Annotated in this window: 19 protein-coding genes; 15 read left to right on the forward strand and 4 right to left on the reverse strand. The window is 41.7% G+C overall.

Annotated elements, in window-relative coordinates; genetic code table 11:
* Positions 1 to 917: protein phosphatase 2C domain-containing protein (locus QZ488_RS13205; RefSeq protein WP_293749434.1), on the reverse strand; the 917-nt coding region annotated here is incomplete at its 3' end.
* 75 nt (positions 918 to 992) lie between these two features.
* On the reverse strand, positions 993 to 2,468 hold the full coding sequence (locus QZ488_RS13210) for a NarK family nitrate/nitrite MFS transporter (protein ID WP_293749436.1): 1,476 nt from the start codon (positions 2,466 to 2,468) through the stop codon (positions 993 to 995).
* 343 nt (positions 2,469 to 2,811) lie between these two features.
* Between QZ488_RS13210 and QZ488_RS13215 the strand changes: the two genes are divergently transcribed.
* From QZ488_RS13215 to moaE, 9 genes are all read left to right on the forward strand, one after another.
* A complete protein-coding gene (locus tag QZ488_RS13215) occupies positions 2,812 to 4,044 on the forward strand; it encodes a nitrate/nitrite transporter (protein WP_293749495.1) in 1,233 nt (410 codons plus the stop codon).
* An 8-nt stretch (positions 4,045 to 4,052) separates the two neighbouring features.
* Positions 4,053 to 5,252, forward strand: a complete 1,200-nt coding sequence (locus QZ488_RS13220) for an NnrS family protein (RefSeq protein WP_293749439.1) — start codon at positions 4,053 to 4,055, stop codon at positions 5,250 to 5,252.
* A 185-nt stretch (positions 5,253 to 5,437) separates the two neighbouring features.
* Positions 5,438 to 6,646 carry an alginate export family protein gene (locus QZ488_RS13225; RefSeq protein WP_293749441.1) on the forward strand — a complete coding sequence of 403 codons (1,209 nt, stop codon included), beginning with the start codon at positions 5,438 to 5,440 and terminating at the stop codon, positions 6,644 to 6,646.
* Between the two features lie 297 nt (positions 6,647 to 6,943).
* On the forward strand, positions 6,944 to 7,918 hold the full coding sequence (gene moaA, locus QZ488_RS13230) for a GTP 3',8-cyclase MoaA (protein ID WP_293749444.1): 975 nt from the start codon (positions 6,944 to 6,946) through the stop codon (positions 7,916 to 7,918).
* 1 nt (position 7,919) lies between these two features.
* On the forward strand, positions 7,920 to 8,525 hold the full coding sequence (locus QZ488_RS13235; protein WP_293749446.1) for a molybdenum cofactor guanylyltransferase: 606 nt from the start codon (positions 7,920 to 7,922) through the stop codon (positions 8,523 to 8,525).
* Positions 8,500 to 9,042, forward strand: a complete 543-nt coding sequence (gene moaB / locus QZ488_RS13240) for a molybdenum cofactor biosynthesis protein B (protein WP_293749448.1) — start codon at positions 8,500 to 8,502, stop codon at positions 9,040 to 9,042. The genes QZ488_RS13235 and moaB overlap by 26 nt, the downstream gene beginning before the upstream one ends.
* Complete coding sequence (gene moaC / locus QZ488_RS13245; protein ID WP_293749450.1) at positions 9,039 to 9,539, forward strand: cyclic pyranopterin monophosphate synthase MoaC; 501 nt, start codon at positions 9,039 to 9,041, stop codon at positions 9,537 to 9,539. The genes moaB and moaC overlap by 4 nt, the downstream gene beginning before the upstream one ends.
* Positions 9,536 to 9,781: a molybdopterin converting factor subunit 1 gene (gene moaD / locus QZ488_RS13250; RefSeq protein ID WP_293749452.1), complete on the forward strand. Its 246-nt coding sequence runs from the start codon at positions 9,536 to 9,538 to the stop codon at positions 9,779 to 9,781. Before moaC ends, moaD begins: the two co-directional genes overlap by 4 nt.
* 2 nt (positions 9,782 to 9,783) lie before the next feature.
* The gene (gene moaE / locus QZ488_RS13255; protein ID WP_293749454.1) at positions 9,784 to 10,233 is read left to right on the forward strand and encodes a molybdopterin synthase catalytic subunit MoaE; all 450 of its coding nucleotides are present in this window, start codon (positions 9,784 to 9,786) and stop codon (positions 10,231 to 10,233) included.
* Positions 10,234 to 10,300: 67 nt separating this feature from the next.
* On the opposite strand, the gene narL is transcribed toward moaE, so the two are convergent.
* The gene (gene narL, locus QZ488_RS13260) at positions 10,301 to 10,951 is read right to left on the reverse strand and encodes a two-component system response regulator NarL (protein ID WP_293749456.1); all 651 of its coding nucleotides are present in this window, start codon (positions 10,949 to 10,951) and stop codon (positions 10,301 to 10,303) included.
* 301 nt (positions 10,952 to 11,252) lie between these two features.
* On the opposite strand from narL, the gene QZ488_RS13265 reads away from it, so the two are divergent.
* Positions 11,253 to 12,866, forward strand: a complete 1,614-nt coding sequence (locus QZ488_RS13265; RefSeq protein WP_293749458.1) for an MFS transporter — start codon at positions 11,253 to 11,255, stop codon at positions 12,864 to 12,866.
* A gap of 100 nt (positions 12,867 to 12,966) precedes the next feature.
* Here QZ488_RS13265 and QZ488_RS13270 read toward each other — a convergent pair whose 3' ends face one another.
* Entirely contained in the window at positions 12,967 to 14,814 is a 1,848-nt protein-coding gene (locus tag QZ488_RS13270) for an ATP-binding protein (RefSeq protein WP_293749460.1), read from the reverse strand.
* Positions 14,815 to 15,090: 276 nt separating this feature from the next.
* Between QZ488_RS13270 and QZ488_RS13275 the strand changes: the two genes are divergently transcribed.
* The 5 genes from QZ488_RS13275 to QZ488_RS13295 all read left to right on the forward strand — a co-directional run bounded on the left by QZ488_RS13275 (position 15,091) and on the right by QZ488_RS13295 (position 22,780).
* Positions 15,091 to 18,897 carry a nitrate reductase subunit alpha gene (locus tag QZ488_RS13275; protein ID WP_293749462.1) on the forward strand — a complete coding sequence of 1,269 codons (3,807 nt, stop codon included), beginning with the start codon at positions 15,091 to 15,093 and terminating at the stop codon, positions 18,895 to 18,897.
* Positions 18,898 to 18,899: 2 nt separating this feature from the next.
* Positions 18,900 to 20,462, forward strand: a complete 1,563-nt coding sequence (gene narH / locus QZ488_RS13280; RefSeq protein WP_293749464.1) for a nitrate reductase subunit beta — start codon at positions 18,900 to 18,902, stop codon at positions 20,460 to 20,462.
* A gap of 2 nt (positions 20,463 to 20,464) precedes the next feature.
* The gene (narJ, locus tag QZ488_RS13285) at positions 20,465 to 21,214 is read left to right on the forward strand and encodes a nitrate reductase molybdenum cofactor assembly chaperone (protein ID WP_293749467.1); all 750 of its coding nucleotides are present in this window, start codon (positions 20,465 to 20,467) and stop codon (positions 21,212 to 21,214) included.
* 2 nt (positions 21,215 to 21,216) lie between these two features.
* Positions 21,217 to 21,897, forward strand: coding sequence for a respiratory nitrate reductase subunit gamma (gene narI / locus QZ488_RS13290; RefSeq protein ID WP_293749469.1), 681 nt, complete (start codon positions 21,217 to 21,219; stop codon positions 21,895 to 21,897).
* Positions 21,898 to 21,985: 88 nt separating this feature from the next.
* Positions 21,986 to 22,780 (forward strand): peptidylprolyl isomerase, encoded by a 795-nt coding sequence (locus QZ488_RS13295; RefSeq protein ID WP_293749471.1) that lies wholly within the window; start codon positions 21,986 to 21,988, stop codon positions 22,778 to 22,780.
* The last annotated feature ends 4 nt before the right edge of the window (positions 22,781 to 22,784 follow it).

A 22,784-nucleotide genomic window follows, 5' to 3' on the forward strand; every position in this document is an offset into this window, starting at 1 on the left:
GTCGTTTTCATCACCATTTGTTGATTGGGTTGTGTATCCGTCACCAAATATACGTGACTACGGCTACTGGCAAATAACTCTTTTTCTATTCTATAACCATCGAGTTTCATGCCGGGTTCAAGATCCGGAGGAAAAGGTAACCGAGTTAACTTAAAGTTAAAGTCGTCACGGCTTTCTTCAGGTAAGGTTTTTATATGTGCAATAGCGCAACTAATATTGTCATCACTTTTTGCATTTTGCGCTTGTTGGATCAATCCATCACATATTTCTTGTGGTGTTGCTTCACTACTTAATGCCAGCTGCAATTGCTCATCGGTTAAAAAATCATGCACACCATCGGTGGTTAACAATAACAAATCACCGCTGGCTAAATCTGACTTACCATAATCAATTTGTAATACGTTATCCATGCCTACAGCACGGGACAAAATATTTTTACCTTTGCCAATATTAACTGTGTGATCACGGGTTAATTGGCTGATTTCGCCTTTTCTAAATCGATATAAACGCGAATCACCCGCATGGAAAAAGTAAGCCGTACAAGACTTAATGACCACTCCGCTAAAAGTACACAGAAAACCTTTTTCTTGTTGCACAAAGGCGTGACTCTTTTTAAATAGATTAAGATTTATTGCAGATAATGTTTTTTGCCCTGATTGTTTGACTGACCAAGTATCTGGTGTACGAAAATACTCTTCAATAAAGGTAGCAACACTGAATTGACTCGCTTGTCGCCCTGCCTCTGCACTGCTAACACCATCTGCAATAACAACACTTACCCCTTTATTAATAAGGGCATGTTCAGTGATTGGAATATACGCCTGCACTGCATCTTCATTGACGGGTTTAACCCCAGCAATAGATGCACAGCCCACCTCAACGTCTAATTTTGTCGATTGTTTCTGATGGTCGCTCATAACTATGCGTCTACACCTCTGAAATAAAAGCTCAGACTGAAACGAGCAACTGAGCATTCATAATGGTTCATTTATTTAGCTTACGTCAATCAGGTGCACACTGCCATCAGCGGCCACTTCAGCAATTTGGCCTTTAGGTTCTTCCAAAAACCAGCAGGCACAAAATATAAATATCGCTGACCCACTGATCACTAAGAAAAAGGTACTGTAATCAACAAAAGACAGCACCGTCAGATAGGTCACAGCGCCCACATTGCCATATGCCCCTGTCATGCCAGCAATTTGCCCGGTCATACGACGTTTTACTAAGGGCACAATCGCAAATACCGCTCCCTCCCCGGCTTGCACAAAAAACGAACACATCATTGTTGAAGCAACAGCTACGGGGATCCACCAGCTTCCATCAATCTGAGCCAAGATAAAATATCCAACAGATAACCCACCAATCAAAATCATTAAACTTTTACGGCGACCAAATTTGTCAGAAAACCATCCGCCTGTTGGCCTTGCGACTAGGTTCATAAATGCAAAACCAGACGCCAACAAACCCGCTTTAACGGGGTCTAAACCGGCAAAAGTGTCCAAGAAAAAAAGCGGTAACATAGATACCACAGCGAGTTCTGAGCCAAAAGTAACAAAGTAGGCAACACTGAGTATGGCCACTTGCTTAAATTTATACTTTTCAAGTTGTGGCACACCATGGGCCAAGTTTTCTTTGTTAACTTTATAAATTTGGATAGTCTGCACCACAAACAACACAGCTAAACTAATCCATAGTCCGTACATTGCATTTTCACCAAACAAATTGACTCCGGCTGGTGATAACTTCCACGCTAATACGGCTAAGGCTAAGTACATGGGGATATTAATCGCCAGATAAAAGTAAAAATCTCTCTTACTGGTTACTTCTAAGCCACCTGATTTTTTAGGTTTGAAATAGGTTGAGCCTTTTGGAGTATTTCGAGCCTGAAAATAATAAAATACGCCATACACTAGAGTTAATACACCTGTCAGAGCCAACGCATAACGCCATCCGTCATCGCCCCCAAACATCAGCGCTAAACTAGGTAAAGTCATGGCACCAGCTGCAGAGCCAAAATTGCCCCAACCGCCATAAATACCTTCAGCGATCCCTACTTGTTTGGCTGGAAACCATTCACCAACCATACGAATGCCAATCACAAAACCAGCACCGACAAATCCTAATAAAAATCGAAACAAAGCAAGTTGCGCATAACTATCAGCCATAGCAAAACCAAAACAGATAAAAGACGAACTAATTAGCAAACCGCTGTATACATGCCGGGGTCCAAACTTATCCACCAAAATGCCTATAACTATCCGCGCGGGTATAGTTAGCGCAACATTTAAAATGAGTAATGCTTTGACTTGCGCCGTACTTAAATCAAAAGCCTCTTTGATAAATACCATCAAGGGTGCGTGGCTGAACCAAACAACGAAGGTTAAGAAAAACGCAAACCAAGTAATATGTAGCGTTTTGATTTTAGGGTCTGCAAAATTAAACAGATTCAATCTGCTTTCAGTAGACATTGTTTACTCCTAAAGTGCACATGGCACACAAATATTGTTGGTAACTAAAACAATAATGGCACGCTTTTTTGGTGCTTATTAGTGGCTAAACTGAAACACAATGCCCCTGAAAAACTTTACTAACGCTAAGGTGGTACAACTAGCTTAATCGCTATACCGCGTGGCTTATAGGCTTAATACCTACGAATAGGTAGCTAAATTAACATCTGTAAAAATTTACAACTAGTTGGAGATATAGCGATGTTATTTATCAAGGATTATAGTGACTCATATTGAAAATTTGCAGGTTTAATACAGAGTGAACTCCGCAACCAAAAAACAGCGTGCTACCCGAGCACTTATTATGGCCACTATTACCTTTGCTGTGAACTTTTCGGTGTGGACTTTGTACTCTGTGATGAGCATAGAGTTAACCCAACAACTTAACTTATCTGGCACTCAAATTGGCATACTACTCTCAGCCCCTATTTTAACTGGCGCATTATTACGCTTACCTGTGGGTATATTGTGCGAACGTTATTCAAGCAAAACACTGATGATCATACAAATGCTGCTCATAGTGTTACCGCTATTTTTATTACCCAAAATTGAAAGCTACCTTGGTTATGTATGCATAGGTGCACTAATAGGTATATCTGGTGTCTCATTTACGATTGGTATTCGTTATCTTACCGATTGGTTTGATAGTAATGAACAAGGCACTGCGATGGGTGTATTTGGCGCAGGAAACGCTGGTGCGGCGCTAAGTTTTATCTTAATTCCTTATATTCAAGATGTATGGGGCTGGCAGTACATAGGCCCAGCGTACAGTGTTATGGTATTAGTTAGTTGTTTGGCGTTTTGGTTGATTGCACCGAATACTCCTAGGTTTATCACTAACAAACAGCAAAAAGATTTGGCTTTTTATATTAAGCCACTAGGCCAAGCAAAAGTATGGCGATTCGGATTGTATTATTATTTTGTTTTTGGCAGCTTTCTAGCCTTAATTTTGTGGTTACCTCAATACTATGTGAATGCCTACAAATTACCCTTTAATCAAGCGATGGCATTAACCTTGTTATTTGTAATCAGCTCAAGTATGGCAAGAGCAGCAGGAGGTTGGCTAGCAGATAGATTTGGCGCAAGGCAAGTCAATTGGAATGTATTTTGGATATGTCTAGTGTGTTTGTTTTTTCTCAGTTATCCCCCCACTACCATGACTATCCATGGGGTTGAAAAAGACGTCGAACTATCAATTGAATTAAACGTTTGGATTTTTACTTTTTTATTACTGGTTATAGGTTTAGCCCAAGGTTTTGGTCGAGCCAGTGTATATAAACTGATTAATGATTATTACCCAGAACAAATGGGTAGCGTCGGCGGGATGGTTGCTATGTTAGGGGCGTTAGGAGGTTGCACGCTTCCAGTACTCTTTGGTTTCGTTGTAGATACAATTGGCGTCTACAGTGCATGTTTTATGCTGCTATATGGTGTACTCGCAACATGTATGTTACTCATGCACTTAGCCATAAAACGGGAACGTTACCAACAACGTATTTCAAAAGCCCAAGAATATAACTTTTTAGATATGGACTAGAAATACTGATGCTTAATATCACTGATCTAAAAGAAGAACTGACATTAACACCTATATTGCGATTAGGTTTTCGACCACTGTTTTTATTCGGCAGTCTATTTGCATTTTTAGCCATGTTAATTTGGCTATTAACATTATCAGGGCAGCTGTCATTCTCTCCGGTAAATGGTGTATTTTGGTGGCATAGCCACGAAATGTTGTTTGGTTTTGTGCCTGCCATAATAGCGAGTTTTTTATTAACCGCTGTTCAGACTTGGACCAATATACCCAGCATTAAAGGCAATAAATTACTATTTCTGAGCTTGATATGGCTATTGCCCAGAACACTGTTGGCGTTTAACCCTGACATCAACCTGCTCTTCACAATGACTGCTGATTTAGCGTTTTTACCACTAACAGCGCTTTTGTTAGCGGTACCTTTGATCAAAATCAGGCAGTATCGTAACTTAGTGTTTGTTCCTGTTTTATTGTTGATGACCACAGCCAATGTTTTAACCTATCTACCACAATTTGATTTCTCTGCTTCATTGGCCACACAAGGTTTTCATGGCATGGTGCTATTGGTAACATTTTTGGTAGCCTTTCTCGGTGGCCGTGTCATTCCGATGTTTACCGCCAACGGCACTAGCACAGCTAAAGTGTCACCGCTTAAATGGTTGGAAATACTCGCGCTACTTTCTATAGTGATACTGTTTGGGTTAATCATTAGCGGTTTGACTCACAACCAATGGTTACTTGCAATATTGTGTTTTAGCAGTGCCTTACTAAATCTTATTCGACAATTAAGGTGGCGACCTTGGGTCACCCTCAAAGTACCGTTAGTCTGGTCACTACATTTCGCCATGATATTTGCCCCTATTGGTTTACTGCTAATGGGCATACATTTCATTTTTGGTAGCATCAGTTTAAGTACCGCCCTACACAGCTTAACGGTGGGTTTGATAGGTGGCATGATAAGCGCTATGACCGCGCGCGTGTCTTTAGGGCATACCGGGCGTAAACTTAAAGTAGGTCACATAATGCAATTGGCTTTTATGGCGATCATTTTAAGTGCATTAACCAGAAGCTTATTGGTTGCCCTTTGGCCACAATATAGCCTGCAATTTTGGCTAGTATCCGCTGTACTTTGGTGTATCACCTTTGGTTCTTTTGTGGCGTTGTATCTGCCTATCCTAAGCGCACCAAGAATAGATGGTCGCCCTGGCTAACCTATTTCTATAGTGATGTATTGTATTCTCCCCCAAAAGTACTGCTTCTTATGCCTCATAAGAGGTAGTCGATCTTACGCCTTTAATCCAACCCCATCTAAATGTAGGTATGCCGTTGTTTTATAAGTGTTTTTACAAACAAAAAGCTTAAAATACACATAGTTAATTAATGGAGAAAATAGACTATGAAAACATCAATCGCACAGGCAATTACCGCTGCACTCACTACAGCAACCACAATTGGGTTGTTTGTATGCCCGGTTGTTCAAGCTGAAGGCTTCAAAGACTTTCAACAAGCCGTATCAGAAGGTAAAACCAATCTATCCATGCGTTATCGTTTTGAGCGAGTAGACCAAGACAATGTGGACAAAACTGCCAATGCGTCAACACTGCTTACCCGTTTACGTTATGAAAGCGGCAATTTGAATGGTTTTTATACCGTTATAGAAGTAGATAATGTGACTGCTATTGGTAATGAAAACTACAACAGTACTGTTAACGGTAATAGCCAGTACCCAGTAGTCGCCGACCCAACCGATACTGATTTAAATCAAGCTTATATTGGTTACAAAGCAGGAAATATGACAATCTCAGCAGGCCGACAACGGATCAATCACAATAACCAACGTTTTGTTGGTGGCGTGGCATGGCGTCAAAATGAACAGACCTATGACGGTTATCGATTGCAATATGACAATCAAAACGGGCTAAAGGCAGACTATAGCTATGTATACAATGTAAACCGTATTTTTGGACCGAATAGCGTTAACTCTGATTTAGCCGGTAACTTACATCTATTGAATGTTAATTACGCCATTGATAAACAACATAAGGTGTCGGGTTTTGTTTATGAATTAGACTTTGATAGCGCTAATGCAATCGCAACCAGAACGATTGGTATGAGCTATGATGGCAATGTGTCAGCTATTAAGATCCATGCTTCTTATGCTACACAATCAGAAACGGGTGATAATCCCATAGACTTTTCAGCAGACTACATCACCCTTGAATTAGGCACAAAAGTCGCAGCGGTTAATCTAGGCGTTGGCTACGAATCATTAGGTAGCGACAAGGGTAAAGGGTTCACTACTCCCCTCGCCACTTTGCACAAATTCCAAGGGTTCACTGATAAGTTTTTAGGCACCCCGGCGCAAGGTATCAATGACCTCTATATCAAAGCTTCAGGCAAAGTAGGTAAACTTGGTCTGACAGCTGTTTTTCACCAACTCACCTCAGATGTAGGTTCTATTGATTATGGTAATGAAATTAACTTAGTCGGTAAGTATCCCCTAGCTGAAAAAGTTGGATTATTGATTAAATATGCCAACTATAGTGCTGATGACTATTCAGTAGACACCAGTAAACTATGGGCCATGGCCACGATTAAGTTTTAGCTAAGCAAGTCGTTTTGTTTAAAACAGGTCACAAGTATTTGTGTGTGGCTTGTCACTTCTATTTACAACAGTTGAAGGGGTCCTACCTATTAAGGGGTATTCCTTCAGCGTAATAACAAAAAAGCATTTTGTGGTTCACACTTCAATCTAATCAGCAAATAACCTCCCAACCTTTGATATTGCTAAACCAGTAAGCTACAACCCATACAAAGTTTGAGAGTCCGCTACGCCAAGTTAACCGACAACAGTCAACAAGCTCGAGCAGAGTTTATTGACACAAAACTGAAAGGTGTGTGAGTGCAATTACAAGATACTTTTGGAAGACGGTTTAACTATCTACGCCTCTCAATTACTGAAATGTGTAATTTCCGCTGCAATTATTGCCTGCCAAATGGTAATGATTGCGATACCCCCAAAGGTGGGTTGTCAATTACGGAAATAGGCACACTTGTTAAAGCGTTTGCTAAATTGGGCACTACTAAAATTCGCATCACTGGTGGCGAACCAGCGTTGAGAAAAGATCTAGTTGATATTATTAAGTTGTGTAAACAAACCCAAGGAATTGAAAAGGTGGCTATGACCACCAACGGTTTTTTACTCAATCGCGACATACAAAAATACCAAGAAGCGGGCCTAGATGCGATAAATGTCAGTGCTGACAGTCTTGATCCTAGGATGTTTCAGGCTATCACTGGCAATCAAAAGCTGACCGATATTCTAGCCGGTGTAGACAAAGCAATTGCTGCTGGTTTGAAAAATGTCAAATTGAACACTGTTTTGCTTAAACAATTTAACTACCAACAACTCGAAACCTTTTTTGATTACTTAAAACATCATGCCGTAACATGGCGTTTCATTGAATTAATGCAAACCGGTGATAACGGTGCTTTTTTTGCCGACAACCACGTGCCAGGCAGCATGTTAAAAGACTCCTTATTACAGCAAGGTTGGCAGCGAATTGTTCGGGAAAAAGATGCCGGTCCAGCTCAAGAATTTAGTCACCCAGATTACCAAGGTAATATTGGCTTAATCATGCCCTACAGTCAGGATTTTTGTAAGTCATGTAATAGGCTAAGGGTCTCTTCCCAAGGTAAGTTACATCTGTGTTTGTTTGCTGAGCAAGGCTTAGATATAAGGCATCTATTAGCCAATGACGATGTAGAAAATGTTTGTCGATACATAGTGGCTCATTTACAAGATAAAGACGCCACTCATTATTTAGGCCAAGGTTATACCGGTGCAACTAAACAACTAGCCATGTTAGGGGGGTAATATGAACACCATCGCGGTAATTCTAGCAGGTGGCGCATCCACCAGAATGGGAGTTGATAAAGCGCTACTAAAAATCCAAAATCAAACAATGATCGATCGAGCCTTACAATTACTCGAACAGACTTCAGTCAGCCAAGTGGTGATCAGCCGTAACGACAGTTCTTCTGGGTACATTCCGGATTTAATCCCTCACAAAGGCCCTCTTTCTGGCATTCATAGCGCGGCCATGCGTTTTCCAAACGATAATTTATTGATTATCCCAGTGGATTTGCCGTTACTCAATTATTCGACAATACAAACTTTAATAGACCAAGGAAATTCAAGCGATAACAACGTACGATATGGCAAACATAACCTTCCCTTGTTTTTACACAATTCTCCCCTGCTCAGGCTAAAACTGGATTACACATTACGTTTTACCAATTGTTTTTCAGTCAACCGTTTATGTTCACATTTCCCGTTAACTGAAATAAAAGCAAAACGTCAATCCAGTTTATTCAATGCTAACTCGCCTGATGAATGGCGGTTTGCCATGCAACATTTTCAACCTATCGATTCACCCATATTCAACGAGGACAGTCATGAGTCATTCAAACAAAAAGTTTGAGCCTTTATCAATAGCGGTTCTTACGGTTTCTGACACTCGAAATACACACACTGACACCTCTGGGGAATACCTTGCAGTTAGTGCTGCTGAGGCTGGCCATAAAGTACTCAAACGAGATATTGTGATTGACGATGTCTACCTAATCCGTGCATTAGTATCAGCATACATAGCAGATCCTAATATTCAGGCGGTACTTATCACCGGTGGTACAGGGTTCACGCAGAGAGATTCCACACCAGAGGCGATAAAACCCCTTTTTGACAGGGAAGTAGAAGGATTTGGTGAGTTATTTAGACATATTTCTTTTCAACAAATTGGCACCTCAACCATTCAATCTCGAGCCATTGCAGGATTAGCTAATGGTACAGTTATGTTTTGTGTTCCAGGCTCAACAGGCGCTTGTAAGACGGCCTGGACTGAGATTATTCAGCCACAGTTAAACGGAGCCCAAGGCCCGTGTAATTTTATTCCACATTTAAACAAATCTGCCGCACCGTGCGAGAGTCGCCAAGCATGACCCTCTCAACACCAAATCTTCAGTTAAGTCATGTTGATCAACACGGCAAAGCGCATATGGTTGACGTGACCGAAAAACAGCAAACTGTCCGCCAGGCCACGGCTGAAGGTTACCTATCGTTATCTGCTGATTCATTGCAGCAAGTTCAAAACAATCAAGTCATCAAAGGTGATGTATTTAGTGTGGCTAGAATAGCCGGTATTCAAGGCGCTAAAAACTGCGCAAACTTAATCCCCCTTTGTCATCCGCTGCTACTCACAAAAATACATATTGATTTTGAAATTGATAACGAAAACAGTCAAATACGCGTGTTATGCCTGTGTAAACTAACGGGTAATACCGGAGTTGAAATGGAAGCATTGACTGGTGTGACAATAGCTGCTTTGACACTGTTTGATATGTGTAAGGCGTTAGACCCGTCTATGACTATCCACACGGTAAGGGTGTTAACCAAACAAGGCGGTAAAACGGGGCCTTGGACGAGGGCAATAACATGATTCAAATACGCTTCTTTGCTAGTTTGCGCGAACATTTAGATACCGCCAGTTTAAACTTTGAAGTAAACAACGAAAAAACCGTAGCTGATATCAAACAGCAATTGGTTAGCCGTGGTGAAAAATGGCAATTTTTATCTGAGCGAGACGTGCTGTGCGCAGTAAATCAAACCTTGACCGGGGAAGACGCCATAGTGAATGACGGTGATGAACTTGCGTTTTTTCCGCCTGTAACCGGGGGTTAGAGATGATCAGTATTCAAGAGCAAGACTTTGACCAAGGTGCAGAATACAACAGTCTACGAGCTAATGCCGATAGCGATGGTGCCATTGTCACTTTCATTGGCTTAGTAAGAGATTTCAATCAAGACTCAAGCGTATCCTCAATACACATAGAACATTACCCTGGCATGGCTGAAAAATCATTGATGAACATCTGCTTACAAGCCAGAAAACGCTGGAAGTTGGGCCAAATAAGAGTCATTCATCGAGTGGGATTAATCCAATCCTCAGAGCAAATTGTGTTTGTAGGCATATCCTCGAAACACCGAGAAGATGCGTTTAGAGCCTGTGAATTTATCATGGACTTTTTAAAAACTGACGTTCCATTTTGGAAGCAAGAAGGCACGCCAAGTGGCATGAAATGGGTTAACGCTAAGGAGACTGATGAACAAGCCCTGGACCGTTGGTCAAAATAGTCAATAGAAGATGAATTTTTCTCCCCCTAACTGAGGCTAAATTCATAAAATAGCTAACAATCAAAGACTAGCCGTGTTGATGATGTACCATCCACACCGCCGCTTCGACGCGTGAGCGCAAATTCAATTTCTTAAGAAAGTGTTTAACATGCACTTTAACCGTGCCGTCAGAAATATCTAATTCTCTTGCAATCAATTTGTTACTCATACCTTTAGCAATAAGTTTCAGTATTTCAAGTTCACGGCTCGTTAGACTGGCTAACGCTCTGCTACCTGCCCTTTCAGGTTTACGTAATGCTGTAGCGAGTACTTCTGTTAATTTTGCGCTCATCACCATTTTACCCAGTGCCGCTTCGCGTAATTTTTCGATGATGTCTTCAGGATCCATGTCTTTTAATAAATAACCGTCGGCACCGGAACGAATAGCATCGACTACATCTTCATCATTGTCAGACACTGTCAGCATAACAATTCGTGAATCAACACCTTTATCACGCATGTGTTTCAAGGTTTCTAATCCATCCATACCCTGCATGTTTAGGTCAAGAGTAATTAGGTCTGGCTCTAGCTCTAGGGCTAACCCAATAGCCTCCTGACCAGAACTCGCTTCTCCAATCACCTTAAGATCATCTTCAAACTCAATTAACTGATTTAGGCCCTTTCGTAATAAAGGATGATCATCAACCATCATAATTGTAGCTGGGCTGTCCTGAAACATAGATTAACTCTCTGTGGGCGTTTTCTTTAGGTGAACTATACAGCAACATTGGGCAGAAAATTAACTTACTTGGGGTAAGCCAATTACCACTTAGTAGGTAGTTAATTGAAAACGAGCAAAGCCTTTAATTCACGCGTTATCAAACACATAATCCTACCCCCAATATCCCTTAGGGTTGACCAAAGTTCGCATTCTATTACACTAAAAAACCAAAAAAATACCCATTGATGCAGATTGTTTGGGCTTTGCTAAACAACCATAGTCAGTTTCAGTAAAGTCGTTCTTTAATGGAGAAAATATTATGTCTGATCTGCAAAAATGGGACCCGGAAGACAAGGATTTCTGGGATAAAGAAGGTAAAAGGATAGCAAATCGTAATCTATGGATTTCGATCCCTAGTTTATTAGCAGGTTTTGCGGTTTGGTTGTACTGGGGCGTGATCACGGTACAAATGCTGAATCTTGGATTTACCTTTGAAAAAACCGAATTATTTACCTTAATGGCGATTTCTGGCCTAACAGGTGCAACGTTGAGGATACCCAGTAGTTTCTTCATACGTTTATGTGGTGGTCGAAATACCATATTTTTCACCACGGCCTTATTAATGCTCCCAGCAGTAGGCGCTGGTTTTGCATTACAAAACCCAGACACTCCACTTTGGCAATTTCAATTATTAGCCTTATTATCTGGTTTTGGTGGCGGTAATTTTGCATCTTCCATGTCAAATATCAGTTTTTTCTTTCCGAAAAATCAACAAGGACTGGCTTTAGGTTTGAATGCGGGTTTAGGTAACTTTGGTGTTACCACCATGCAAATAGTGGTGCCTCTATTCATGACATTCGCAGCATTTGGAGCGCTTAGTGGCGACCCAATGATACTGGTTAATGCATCCGGCACACTGATTGGTAAAATCCCAGCAGGCACTGAAAGTTATATTTCCAATGCTGGTTTTGTTTGGATGTTGCTATTGGTTCCATTGTTTTTATTAACATGGTTCGGCATGAATAATATTCGTACAGAAGATGTATCACCGAATATTGGCAACCCTTTAACCTCTTTTGCCTTGATTACTGTGATGTTAGCTATCGGCTTAACAGTGGCTGCATTTGGCTTATGGCTAATGTTACCAGAATCAGCCAATGGTTCTGGTTTTGGCGTGCCAAAAGAATTGATCTTGGTTTTAGTAGTGGCAGCCACAGTGGTCATTCTAAAAATGCTACCTGGTACTATAGGTCAAAGTTTAACCCGTCAGTATCAAATTTTTAATAACAAACACACTTGGGCGATGAGTGTCATCTACACTATGACCTTTGGTTCATTTATTGGGTTTGCCGCCTCATTCCCATTGTCAATTAAAGTCATATTCGGATACAGCCATATAATGGTTGATGGTGTTATGACCCACAATACTATCAATCAAAACGGTCCTAGTGCCCTCATGTATGCTTGGATGGGCCCCTTTATAGGCGCACTTATACGTCCAGTAGGTGGCTGGATATCAGATAAATTTGGCGGTGCATTAGTCACTCAGATTTGTTCAGTGGTAATGATTGGTAGTGCCTTAGGTGTTGCGTATTACATGAAGGCCGCCTATCAGTCAGCGACACCAGAGCAATTTTTCATTCAATTTTTTGTATTGTTCTTATTATTATTCGCAGCTACTGGCATAGGCAACGGTTCGACATTTAGAACAATTGCCATGGTGTTTCCAAAAGAACAAGCCGGTCCAGTTTTAGGATGGACGTCTGCTGTAGCCGCCTATGGGGCGTTTTATATTCCTAAGGTATTAGGTGAACAAATTAAAGCCACCACACCTGAAGTAGCATTAATTGGTTTTGCTGTTTTCTACGGGGTATGTATGTTAATTAACTATTGGTTCTATTTGCGTAAAGATGGAGAGTTTTACAATCCTTAATTAAAAAGGTTGTAAGAACTTGCAAATAGAAAGGTAAAAAAAAGGTGCGTATTAACGCACCTTTTTTATTTTTCTAAAAGAGACAAAATGTCTAAGCAACTTAGGTTTTCAATGCCATTTGAATTGCATATTCTGGGATAAAACAAAATGCCACTGTTGTGCCAGAATCACTGTTACGTTTAACCGACAATTCACCCTTTAAGTTACGACTGCGCTCTTGCATGATGGCCAAACCATAATGATTCAGTTTGTTGGGATCTTCAGGTATGCCTACACCATTATCTGCAATTGTTAATATGACCTCTGATTGAGCCGTACTATGTAATGAGATGGAAATTTTATCCCCTTTAGAATGATAGAACGCGTTCTGAATGGCCTCTCTAGCTATTTGTAACAGATGAATTTCCTCTTGAGGAGAGAATGGAATATTTTCTACTGCGTAACCCAACTCAAACACAAAATCATCGGAGCGTGTTTTTAATTGAGAGATCGTTTGTTCAAGGGCAGCTTTAATACCTTGGCCATCTAATTTAAGTCTGAAGGTGGTTAATAATTCTCGTAATTCACTGTAAGCAGCACCTAATCCGGTTTTTAGTTCATCCACCACTTCTTCAATTTGTTCCTGTACGTTTTCCTTTTTATGTAACCGTTGCAAACGAGTCACTTGAATTTTTAAATATGACAGGGCTTGCGCCAATGAATCATGTAACTCCCTTGCAATAATAGTACGTTCATTCATCAATGCCATACGTCGATTTTGTTCGTTTTGATGCTTCATCCTCAACCCGTTAGCTACTTGTTCTGCTAGAGACTCGAACAGTTGGTGCTGCCAATCATCTAGCAGCATATTATCTTCTGGTTGAACCACTAATACACCATAGTTTTCACCACCTAAGGTCAATTGATAGCGCATTTGCGCAGTGCTAGCGGGAAAGAGATCATTATGATCTGTGCAGTCGCCGCACTGATGTTTCACACATTTGTCAGGCAAATCTTTATTCGCAGTCATTAGATGTTCATAAGGGCCACTGCCCTGTGCGGTCATAATGCACAGGTCTATATCTTTGATCCCAGTGACCTTGGCTAACTTAGTCAGAATGGGTTTAAAGTCGACTGAGGTTGGATCGATTTCATTAAGCTTACGGGATACTTTAAACAACAAATCTAATGATTCATTTGAACGAGACAGTTTTAAGGTTTTGCGTTTCACCTGATCTTCTAATTGTGATTTAGACCGGTAAATAGAATCACTCATAGTATTAAAGGTGTGGGCCAACACCGATAATTCGTCTTTACCTGAATCATCCGCGCGAACTGTAAAATCACCTCGACCAATTTGTCTGGCGACTTGGGTGAGTTTTGATAGCGGTTGCTCAATATGTCGATTAACTATGATCATAGCCAAAGCGATCAAAATTAACGTACAAAATAACGCTAGACTCTGTATCAAACGAATAGTAGCGATATTCGATTCTGCATGGTTTTGATAACGTTCAACCAACAGATTAATCTCATCAACAAATGTTTGGATGGTCTGATTTAATTGTCTTGTATCAGGCGATGATTCGGTATAAACCGCAATTAACATAGGTTTGACTGAAGATAACCAATGATTATTAACCAAGGTCTGTTGTTTAGCCAGTTCACCTGTATCACTCAATGCTTGTTGGTTGACTAATACTCCCGTGGTCAGGTCATGGTCGAAATCATCTATTAGTTGATAAAACTCATCCAACTCCTGGGCTGATTTATCCAGTGCTTGTGCCTTACTGGCTAAACGGTAACTCTGCATACGTAACGAACCGGCTACATTTACCGCCAACGCATCGCTTTGCGCACCATCACTAATAAAAACCGAGCTAAACATACTGACGATCGCCAAAAAGCTAACTGAAAACATTAATGCCACAATTTTAAATACGGTGGAATGGAAGAAATTTTTAGTCATTAATACTAACTCGCTGCTTAAACACTAACTCACTGGTGATACCTACAAAGAACACTAGCCAGTCAATTCTATACACTTTTATATTGGCAACTAGTCTAGACGCCTTTAGAACTCAGTAAAAGGCCTAATTCACTGTATACCACTTAGGTGGTAATACCCTGTAATCCCTGAAAATCTGCCCTCTTGTGAAGCCAACTCTAATCACCTTTAATCTATTCAGAGCTTGAATTTGCAGCCATTTTGTTTGCTGCATTCACATTAACAAAGGAGTCTGGCGTGAGTCACTTTTTAGACAGATTGCAATTTTTCAAACGCAACGAGCAGTCATTTTCTGATGGTCACGGTGTGACTACCGAGGAAAACAGAGATTGGGAAGATGGTTATCGCCGACGCTGGCAACATGACAAAATCGTACGATCCACTCACGGTGTAAATTGTACTGGCTCATGCAGCTGGAAAATATACGTTAAAGACGGTTTAGTTACTTGGGAAACGCAACAAACAGATTACCCTAGGACCCGCCCTGATCTACCGAACCACGAACCACGTGGTTGTCCTCGTGGCGCAAGTTACTCTTGGTACATATACAGCGCTAACCGCTTGAAATACCCAAAAATCCGCAAACGTTTAGTCAGATTATGGCGCGCGGCAAAATTACAACATAAAGACCCAGTTGATGCATGGGCATCAATAGTCGAAGATCCAGTCAAAGCTAAAGAGTACAAACAACAGCGTGGACTAGGTGGTTTTATTCGAGCCGACTGGAACGAAGCTAATGAAATCATTGCCGCTGCGAATGTGTATACGGCTAAAGAATACGGTCCTGACCGTATCACGGGCTTTTCGCCAATTCCAGCTATGTCTATGGTGTCTTACGCTGCAGGTGCAAGGTACTTATCGCTCATTGGTGGCAACTGCTTAAGTTTCTACGATTGGTACTGCGACTTACCACCGGCCTCTCCACAAGTCTGGGGCGAACAAACCGATGTACCTGAGTCTGCCGATTGGTATAACTCTAATTACATTATTTGCTGGGGTTCTAACGTACCGCAAACCCGCACGCCTGACGCTCACTTCTTAACTGAAGTACGTTACAAAGGCACTAAAGTAATTGGCATCACGCCAGATTATTCAGAAGTGGCGAAACTGACAGACCAATGGTTAGCACCTAAGCAAGGTACCGATGCTGCTTTAGCCATGGCCTTTGGACATGTCATTCTTAAAGAATTTCACGTCGATAAACCTTCAGAATACTTCACCGATTACGTGCGGCGTTATACCGATTTTCCTGTATTGGTGATGCTTGAAAAAGCAGAAAACGGCAGCTTGCAACAAGGTCGTTTCTTACGAGCCTCTGACTTAGATAATGGCTTAGGTCAAGACAACAATCCAGAATGGAAAACCATCTCTGTGAATGAGCCCGACGGTGAATTAGTCTCGCCAACAGGCTCAGTAGGTTATCGCTGGGGACAAAAAGGGAAATGGAACATTACCCAAACGGATGGAAAAAGTGGCGACGACTTATCTCTACGCTTAAGTCTAAAAGATAAGCATGATGAAATAGTCAAAGTTGGCTTCCCCTACTTCGGTGGCGCTGAGCATGAGTTTGGTTACTTTCAACACACCGAACACGATGATTTAATTGAGCGTAAAGTGCCGGCTAAACTGATTACCTTAGCCGATGGTACACAAGTCTATGTCGCCACAGTATTTGATTTAACCCTTGCCAATTACGGTGTAGACAACGGATATGACGATCCAAATGTTGCCACGTCTTACGATGATGACATTCCTTACACGCCAGCTTGGCAGGAACAAATTACCGGTGTACCACGTGCTGATGTGATCAATATAGCCCGCGAATTTGCCGACAACGCTAACAAAACCAAAGGTCGTTCGATGATCATAGTGGGTGCCGGTATGAACCACTGGTATCACATGGACATGAACTATCGTGGCCTTATCAACATGTTGATGATGTGTGGCTGTATTGGTCAAAGTGGTGGCGGTTGGGCGCATTACGTTGGTCAAGAAAAACTACGTCCACAAACCGGATGGCAGCCTTTAGCCTTTGGCACAGATTGGCAACGTCCACCTCGGCACATGAACGGTACTTCATTTTTCTACAATCACTCTAGTCAGTGGCGTTACGAAAAACTGGAAATGACCGAAATTGTTTCCCCTATTGCCAACAAAGAAAAGTGGTCTGGTTCAATTATTGATTTTAATACCCGCGCCGAACGTATGGGTTGGTTGCCCTCTGCACCGCAGTTAAATATGAACCCTTTACAATTATGTAAAGACGCAGCTGCGGCAGATATGACGCCAGCTGACTATACGGTTCAACAACTTAAATCTGGCGAATTAGACTTTGCCTGTATGGAGCCTGAAAATCCAAAGAACTTCCCTCGTAATATGTTTATTTGGCGTTCAAACCTTTTAGGTTCATCAGGTAAAGGTCACGAATACATGTTGCGCCATTTACTCGGCACCAAACATGGACTGCTAGGTAAAGATTTAGGTGAAGAAGGTGGTAAAAAACCTGAAGATGTAAAATGGGTAGACGAAGCCGCAGAAGGTAAAGTCGACTTATTAGTCACTCTAGATTTCAGGATGTCTACCACCTGTTTGTACTCAGACATCGTTTTACCGACCGCTACCTGGTACGAAAAAGATGATTTGAATACTTCGGATATGCATCCTTTTATTCACCCACTTAGTGCAGCCGTTGATCCTGTTTGGGAATCACGCTCTGATTGGCAGATATTTAAAGGTGTCGCCGAAAAATTCTCCGAAATCTGTGTGGGTCATTTAGGTGTGGAAAAAGATTTGGTCACTGTACCTATTTTACACGATACACCGGCCGAAATTGCTCAACCCTTTGGTGTGAAAGCCTGGTGGAAAGGTGAATGTGAATTAATACCAGGAAAAACGGCACCTAACTTAGTAGTGGTTGAACGGGACTACCCTAATACCTACAAACGTTTTAACTCTATTGGTCCTTTACTAGAAAAACTCGGTAACGGCGGTAAAGGCATCAGCTGGAATACCGACGATGAAGTGAAGTTTTTAGGTGAACTAAACCATACACACCTTGAAGAAGGTATTCACAAAGGTCGCCCTAAAATTGAATCAGCGATTGATGCTGCGGAGATGATTTTATCTTTGGCTCCTGAAACCAATGGTCAAGTAGCAGTAAAAGCCTGGAAAGCCCTAGGTGAATTGACTGGACGGGATCACACCCATTTGGCCTTACCAAAACAAGACGAAAAAATTCGTTTTCGTGATGTGCAAGCTCAACCTAGAAAAATCATCAGCTCACCGACTTGGTCTGGCCTTGAAGATGAACATGTGTCCTATAACGCAGGTTATACCAACGTACATGAGTATATTCCATGGCGCACGGTAACTGGTCGTCAGCAGTTTTATCAAGATCACGAATGGATGCGCGACTTTGGTGAAAGCATGTGTTTATACAAGCCACCGATTAATTTAAAAACCGTTAAGCCGATCATGAACAGTCAGCCTAATGGTAATACAGAAATAGCACTGAACTTCCTTACTCCACACCAAAAGTGGGGAATTCACAGTACCTATTCAGACAACTTATTGATGCTGACCCTATCTAGAGGTGGGCCAATAGTGTGGATGTCAGAAGTGGACGCTGAACGTGCAGGAATTGTAGATAACGATTGGATTGAAGTGTTTAACGTGAATGGTGCGATTGCTGCTAGAGCCGTGGTTTCACAACGTGTACCAGAAGGCATGAGCATGATGTATCACGCACAGGAACGTATTGTGAATGTGCCAGGTACAGAAATGACCAAAACCCGAGGTGGGATCCATAACTCAGTGACTCGCTGCGTCATGAAGCCCACTCACATGATTGGCGGTTATGCCCAGCAATCTTACGGCTTTAACTATTACGGTACTGTGGGCTGTAACCGCGATGAATTCGTGATTGTACGTAAGATGGCTAAGATTGATTGGTTAGACGACGACGCTACTGATACCAATCTAAGTGATCCTGAACTGAGTGATCAACAACTGAGTGAACCTTTACAGAATAAGGCGGAGAAATAGCCATGAAAGTAAGAGCGCAAATCGGCATGGTGCTGAATTTGGACAAATGCATTGGTTGCCATACTTGTTCAGTGACCTGTAAAAACGTCTGGACCTCTCGTGAAGGTGTGGAATACGCTTGGTTTAACAACGTTGAAACTAAACCCGGCATTGGTTATCCCAAAGAATGGGAAAACCAAAAGAAATGGAATGGCGGCTGGAATCGTTCAGACAGCGGTAAACTTACCCCCAAACAAGGCGGTAAATTCAGAATTTTGGCGAACATATTCGCCAATCCAGACTTACCTGAAATCGATGATTATTACGAACCATTTGATTTTGATTACCAACATTTACACACCGCTGGTGAGAGTAAACATCAGCCAGTAGCGCGCCCTAGATCTCTGATCACGGGTAAACGTATGGAAAAAATCGAATGGGGACCAAACTGGGAAGAGATCCTCGGCACTGAGTTCTCCAAACGTCGTAAAGACAGCAACTTCGAGCAAATACAAGCTGATATGTACGGTGAGTTTGAAAACACCTTCATGATGTATTTACCGCGTTTATGTGAACATTGTATCAATCCAACGTGTGTTGCTTCATGCCCAAGTGGTGCAATTTATAAACGTGAAGAAGACGGTATTGTATTGATTGATCAAGACAAATGTCGTGGCTGGCGCATGTGTGTCAGTGGCTGCCCATATAAAAAGATCTACTACAACTGGAAAACCGGTAAATCAGAAAAATGTATTTTCTGTTATCCACGCATCGAAGCTGGACAACCTACTGTATGTTCAGAAACCTGTGTGGGCCGCATCCGTTATTTAGGTGTGATGTTATACGACGCTGACCGAATTCAAGAAGCGGCATCGGTACCTAATGACAAAGATTTATATCAAGCCCAATGCGATATTTTCCTCGACCCCTTCGACCCAGCAGTACAAGAAGCGGCACGTAAAGAAGGTATCCCTCAAGCCTGGTTAGACTCAGCTCAAGCCTCACCCGTGTATAAAATGGTCATGGATTGGAAAGTAGCTTTACCCTTACACCCTGAATATCGCACCTTGCCTATGGTTTGGTATGTACCACCCTTGAGCCCAATCCAAAGTGCTGTTAAGGCCGGCAACGTGCCAATGAAAGAAGTGGCTACCAAAGATGGCAAAACAAAAGGCGTATTCCCCGACTTAGAAACTTTACGTATCCCAGTTAAATATTTGGCTAATCTACTCACCGCAGGTGATGAAAAGCCTGTTATTCATGCCTTAGAACGTTTGATGGCCATGCGTATATTTAAACGGGCACAACAAGTGGAAGGCGAAGAAGACTTGGCAGCATTGCAGGAAGTAGGACTGACCGTCGCTCAAGTAGAAGAAATGTATCGCTATATGGCGCTGGCTAACTACGAAGATCGCTTTGTGATCCCAACTAGTCACAAGGCCTATGCAGAAGATGCCTACGACATGAAATCTGGTTGTGGCTTTACCTTTGGTAACGGTTGCAGCGGAGGCGATAGTTCAGCGGACTTATTTGGTAATAAGAGCCAAGTGGTACGTCAAGTGATCCCAGTAGAGGTGCAAGACTAATCATGAAACAGATTAAAATATTAAGTTTATTGTCGCGATTAATTGATTATCCGACAGAACAATTATTTGCTCATCACCAAGGCATTGCTGAATTTATTGAGCACGACGAGTTTTTGGACGATGAACAAAGAAACGGCCTATTGGCGTTTGTCGACAAACGCTTTAGTGGTGACTTACTCGACTGGCAGTCTGAGTACGATGGACTGTTTGAGCGTGGGCGTATGTTGTCATTGTTGTTATATGAACACATTCATGGTGAATCACGGGATCGTGGTCAAGCAATGGTCGATTTGCTCAAACAATACCGTGCCGCTGGTTTAGATATAGGAGTGCATGAATTACCCGACTACATTCCACTTTTTGTTGAATTTGCCTCAACCCAAGGGGCAGAGAATGCCAAAGGTTGGCTGCAAGACGTCGCTCCTATCTTGGCATTGTTAGCTGTGCGTTTACAAAAACGAGAAAGCAACTACGCCGCGTTATTTACCAGTTTGTTGCATATCAGTGGTGCTGATATCGACATGCATGATATTGCGTTGCAGGTAAAAAATGAAAAACGTGACGATACCAAAAAAGCCATGGATAAAGTATGGGAAGAAGAAGCTGTAACCTTTGGCGGCGATGCCGTTAATGGTGGCTGCCCAACTGACCAAAACAAACCGTCCGAATCACAAAGACGTGATCAGGATGTTCCTATTCAGTTTTTTGATGCCAGCCAAGTAAAACAGGCTGACGGTGAATTGAGGAGTTAATCATGCCATTTATAGATTTTTTCTTTTTTGGGATTTATCCCTACCTTGCTACAGGCATATTTCTACTCGGTAGTTTATTGCGTTATGACCGAGAGCAATATACTTGGAAAACCGGCTCAAGCCAGATGCTGAGTAATAAAAACTTTCGCATCGCTAGTGTCTTGTTCCATGTTGGGATCATCACGATTTTACTCGGTCATTTTGCCGGTTTAGTGATCCCTTACGAACTTTGGCATTTGTTAGGTGTTTCTTTAGAAGCGAAACAAATTATTGCTATGGGTGTAGGTGGATTATTTGGCGTGTTGTGTTTTGTTGGCTTAACCATGCTGGTTAAAAGACGTTTGTTTGACCCTCGAGTCCGAGCTACCAGCAGTCTAATGGATACAGGGATTTTACTACTTCTGTATGCACAGTTGATCTTAGGTCTAATTAGTATCTACATCTCATTTGGGCATATGGATGGCAGTGAAATGTTGAATTTAATGAATTGGTCTCGCTATGTCTTAACATTCCGTCCAAATGAAGCGGTTGAGTATATTGCTGGTGTGCACTGGGTTTACAAAATGCATGTCACTTTGGGTATTACCATATTCGTACTATTTCCTTTCAGTAGATTAGTACATGTTTGGAGTGTGCCAGTGCAATATATAAAACGTAACTATCAAGTTGTTAGACAGAAATAGTGATTGCTAGGTCGGGCTCGATGATCGAGGCCCGACCAACAAATTTATCTTTTAATTATCATCATACATTTGTTTATTGGAGTTCTGTATGTCACTTACCAATACCCCAGAGATTGTGATCAATGGCCAAACTATAGATGCAGCGGCAATTGATACCGAAGTACAATATCACCCAGCGGCTAGTCGCAGAGAAGCAATGGTCAAGGCTGCTGAGACCCTTATCATTCGTGAGTTAATCCTACAAAGAGCGGTGCAACTCGATTTAATTGCGGCCAACGACAAGCCAGATAACGATCAAGAGTCAAATTTAATCGATGACCTAATGGACATCGAAGCCAAGGTACCAAAAGCCACTGATGACGAATGCAAACGTTATTATCAGGCTAATCCAGAGAAATTTTTAACTTCACCACTGGTTGAAGCCAAACACATTTTATTACCCGCCGAGCCAAAAGATCTAGATCGCCGAGCAGAGTGTAAAGCCATCGCCGAACAAATCATTATCAGTTTGCAGCAAAAAGAACAGAGTTTTGCTGAGTTAGCGCTTAAATATTCAGCCTGCTCGTCAAAAGATACTGGCGGTAGTTTAGGTCAGTTGTCTAGCGGCCAAACGGTAGCCGAATTTCAGCGCCAGGTGTTTGCATCAGATGAGGGTTTATTGCCACGACCAATCGAATCTCGTTTTGGTTTTCATGTAGTGTTTATCAGCCGTAAAGTGCCGGGCAAAGAACTGCCCTACTCTATGGTAGAAACAAAAATCAAACAATTTTTGAATGACAAAGTACATAGAAAAGCCATAGCCCAATATATTGAACATCTGATTGGCGAAGCTGATATTAAAGGCTTTAGCTTTAATCCCGAAAACTCACCGTTAATGCAATAAATAA

Source organism: uncultured Paraglaciecola sp. (assembly GCF_913020055.1).
GTDB lineage: Bacteria > Pseudomonadota > Gammaproteobacteria > Enterobacterales > Alteromonadaceae > Paraglaciecola.

Coding starts and splice junctions, on each gene's coding strand:
- moaC (WP_293749450.1), top strand. CDS start 9,039: ATGACCCTCTCAACACCAAATCTTCAGTTAAGTCATGTTGATCAACAC.
- QZ488_RS13210 (WP_293749436.1), bottom strand. CDS start 2,468: ATGTCTACTGAAAGCAGATTGAATCTGTTTAATTTTGCAGACCCTAAA.
- moaE (WP_293749454.1), top strand. CDS start 9,784: ATGATCAGTATTCAAGAGCAAGACTTTGACCAAGGTGCAGAATACAAC.
- QZ488_RS13295 (WP_293749471.1), top strand. CDS start 21,986: ATGTCACTTACCAATACCCCAGAGATTGTGATCAATGGCCAAACTATA.
- narJ (WP_293749467.1), top strand. CDS start 20,465: ATGAAACAGATTAAAATATTAAGTTTATTGTCGCGATTAATTGATTAT.
- QZ488_RS13215 (WP_293749495.1), top strand. CDS start 2,812: ATGGCCACTATTACCTTTGCTGTGAACTTTTCGGTGTGGACTTTGTAC.
- moaB (WP_293749448.1), top strand. CDS start 8,500: ATGAGTCATTCAAACAAAAAGTTTGAGCCTTTATCAATAGCGGTTCTT.
- QZ488_RS13235 (WP_293749446.1), top strand. CDS start 7,920: ATGAACACCATCGCGGTAATTCTAGCAGGTGGCGCATCCACCAGAATG.
- moaD (WP_293749452.1), top strand. CDS start 9,536: ATGATTCAAATACGCTTCTTTGCTAGTTTGCGCGAACATTTAGATACC.
- QZ488_RS13225 (WP_293749441.1), top strand. CDS start 5,438: ATGAAAACATCAATCGCACAGGCAATTACCGCTGCACTCACTACAGCA.
- QZ488_RS13265 (WP_293749458.1), top strand. CDS start 11,253: ATGTCTGATCTGCAAAAATGGGACCCGGAAGACAAGGATTTCTGGGAT.
- QZ488_RS13270 (WP_293749460.1), bottom strand. CDS start 14,814: ATGACTAAAAATTTCTTCCATTCCACCGTATTTAAAATTGTGGCATTA.
- narL (WP_293749456.1), bottom strand. CDS start 10,951: ATGTTTCAGGACAGCCCAGCTACAATTATGATGGTTGATGATCATCCT.
- QZ488_RS13220 (WP_293749439.1), top strand. CDS start 4,053: ATGCTTAATATCACTGATCTAAAAGAAGAACTGACATTAACACCTATA.
- narI (WP_293749469.1), top strand. CDS start 21,217: ATGCCATTTATAGATTTTTTCTTTTTTGGGATTTATCCCTACCTTGCT.
- narH (WP_293749464.1), top strand. CDS start 18,900: ATGAAAGTAAGAGCGCAAATCGGCATGGTGCTGAATTTGGACAAATGC.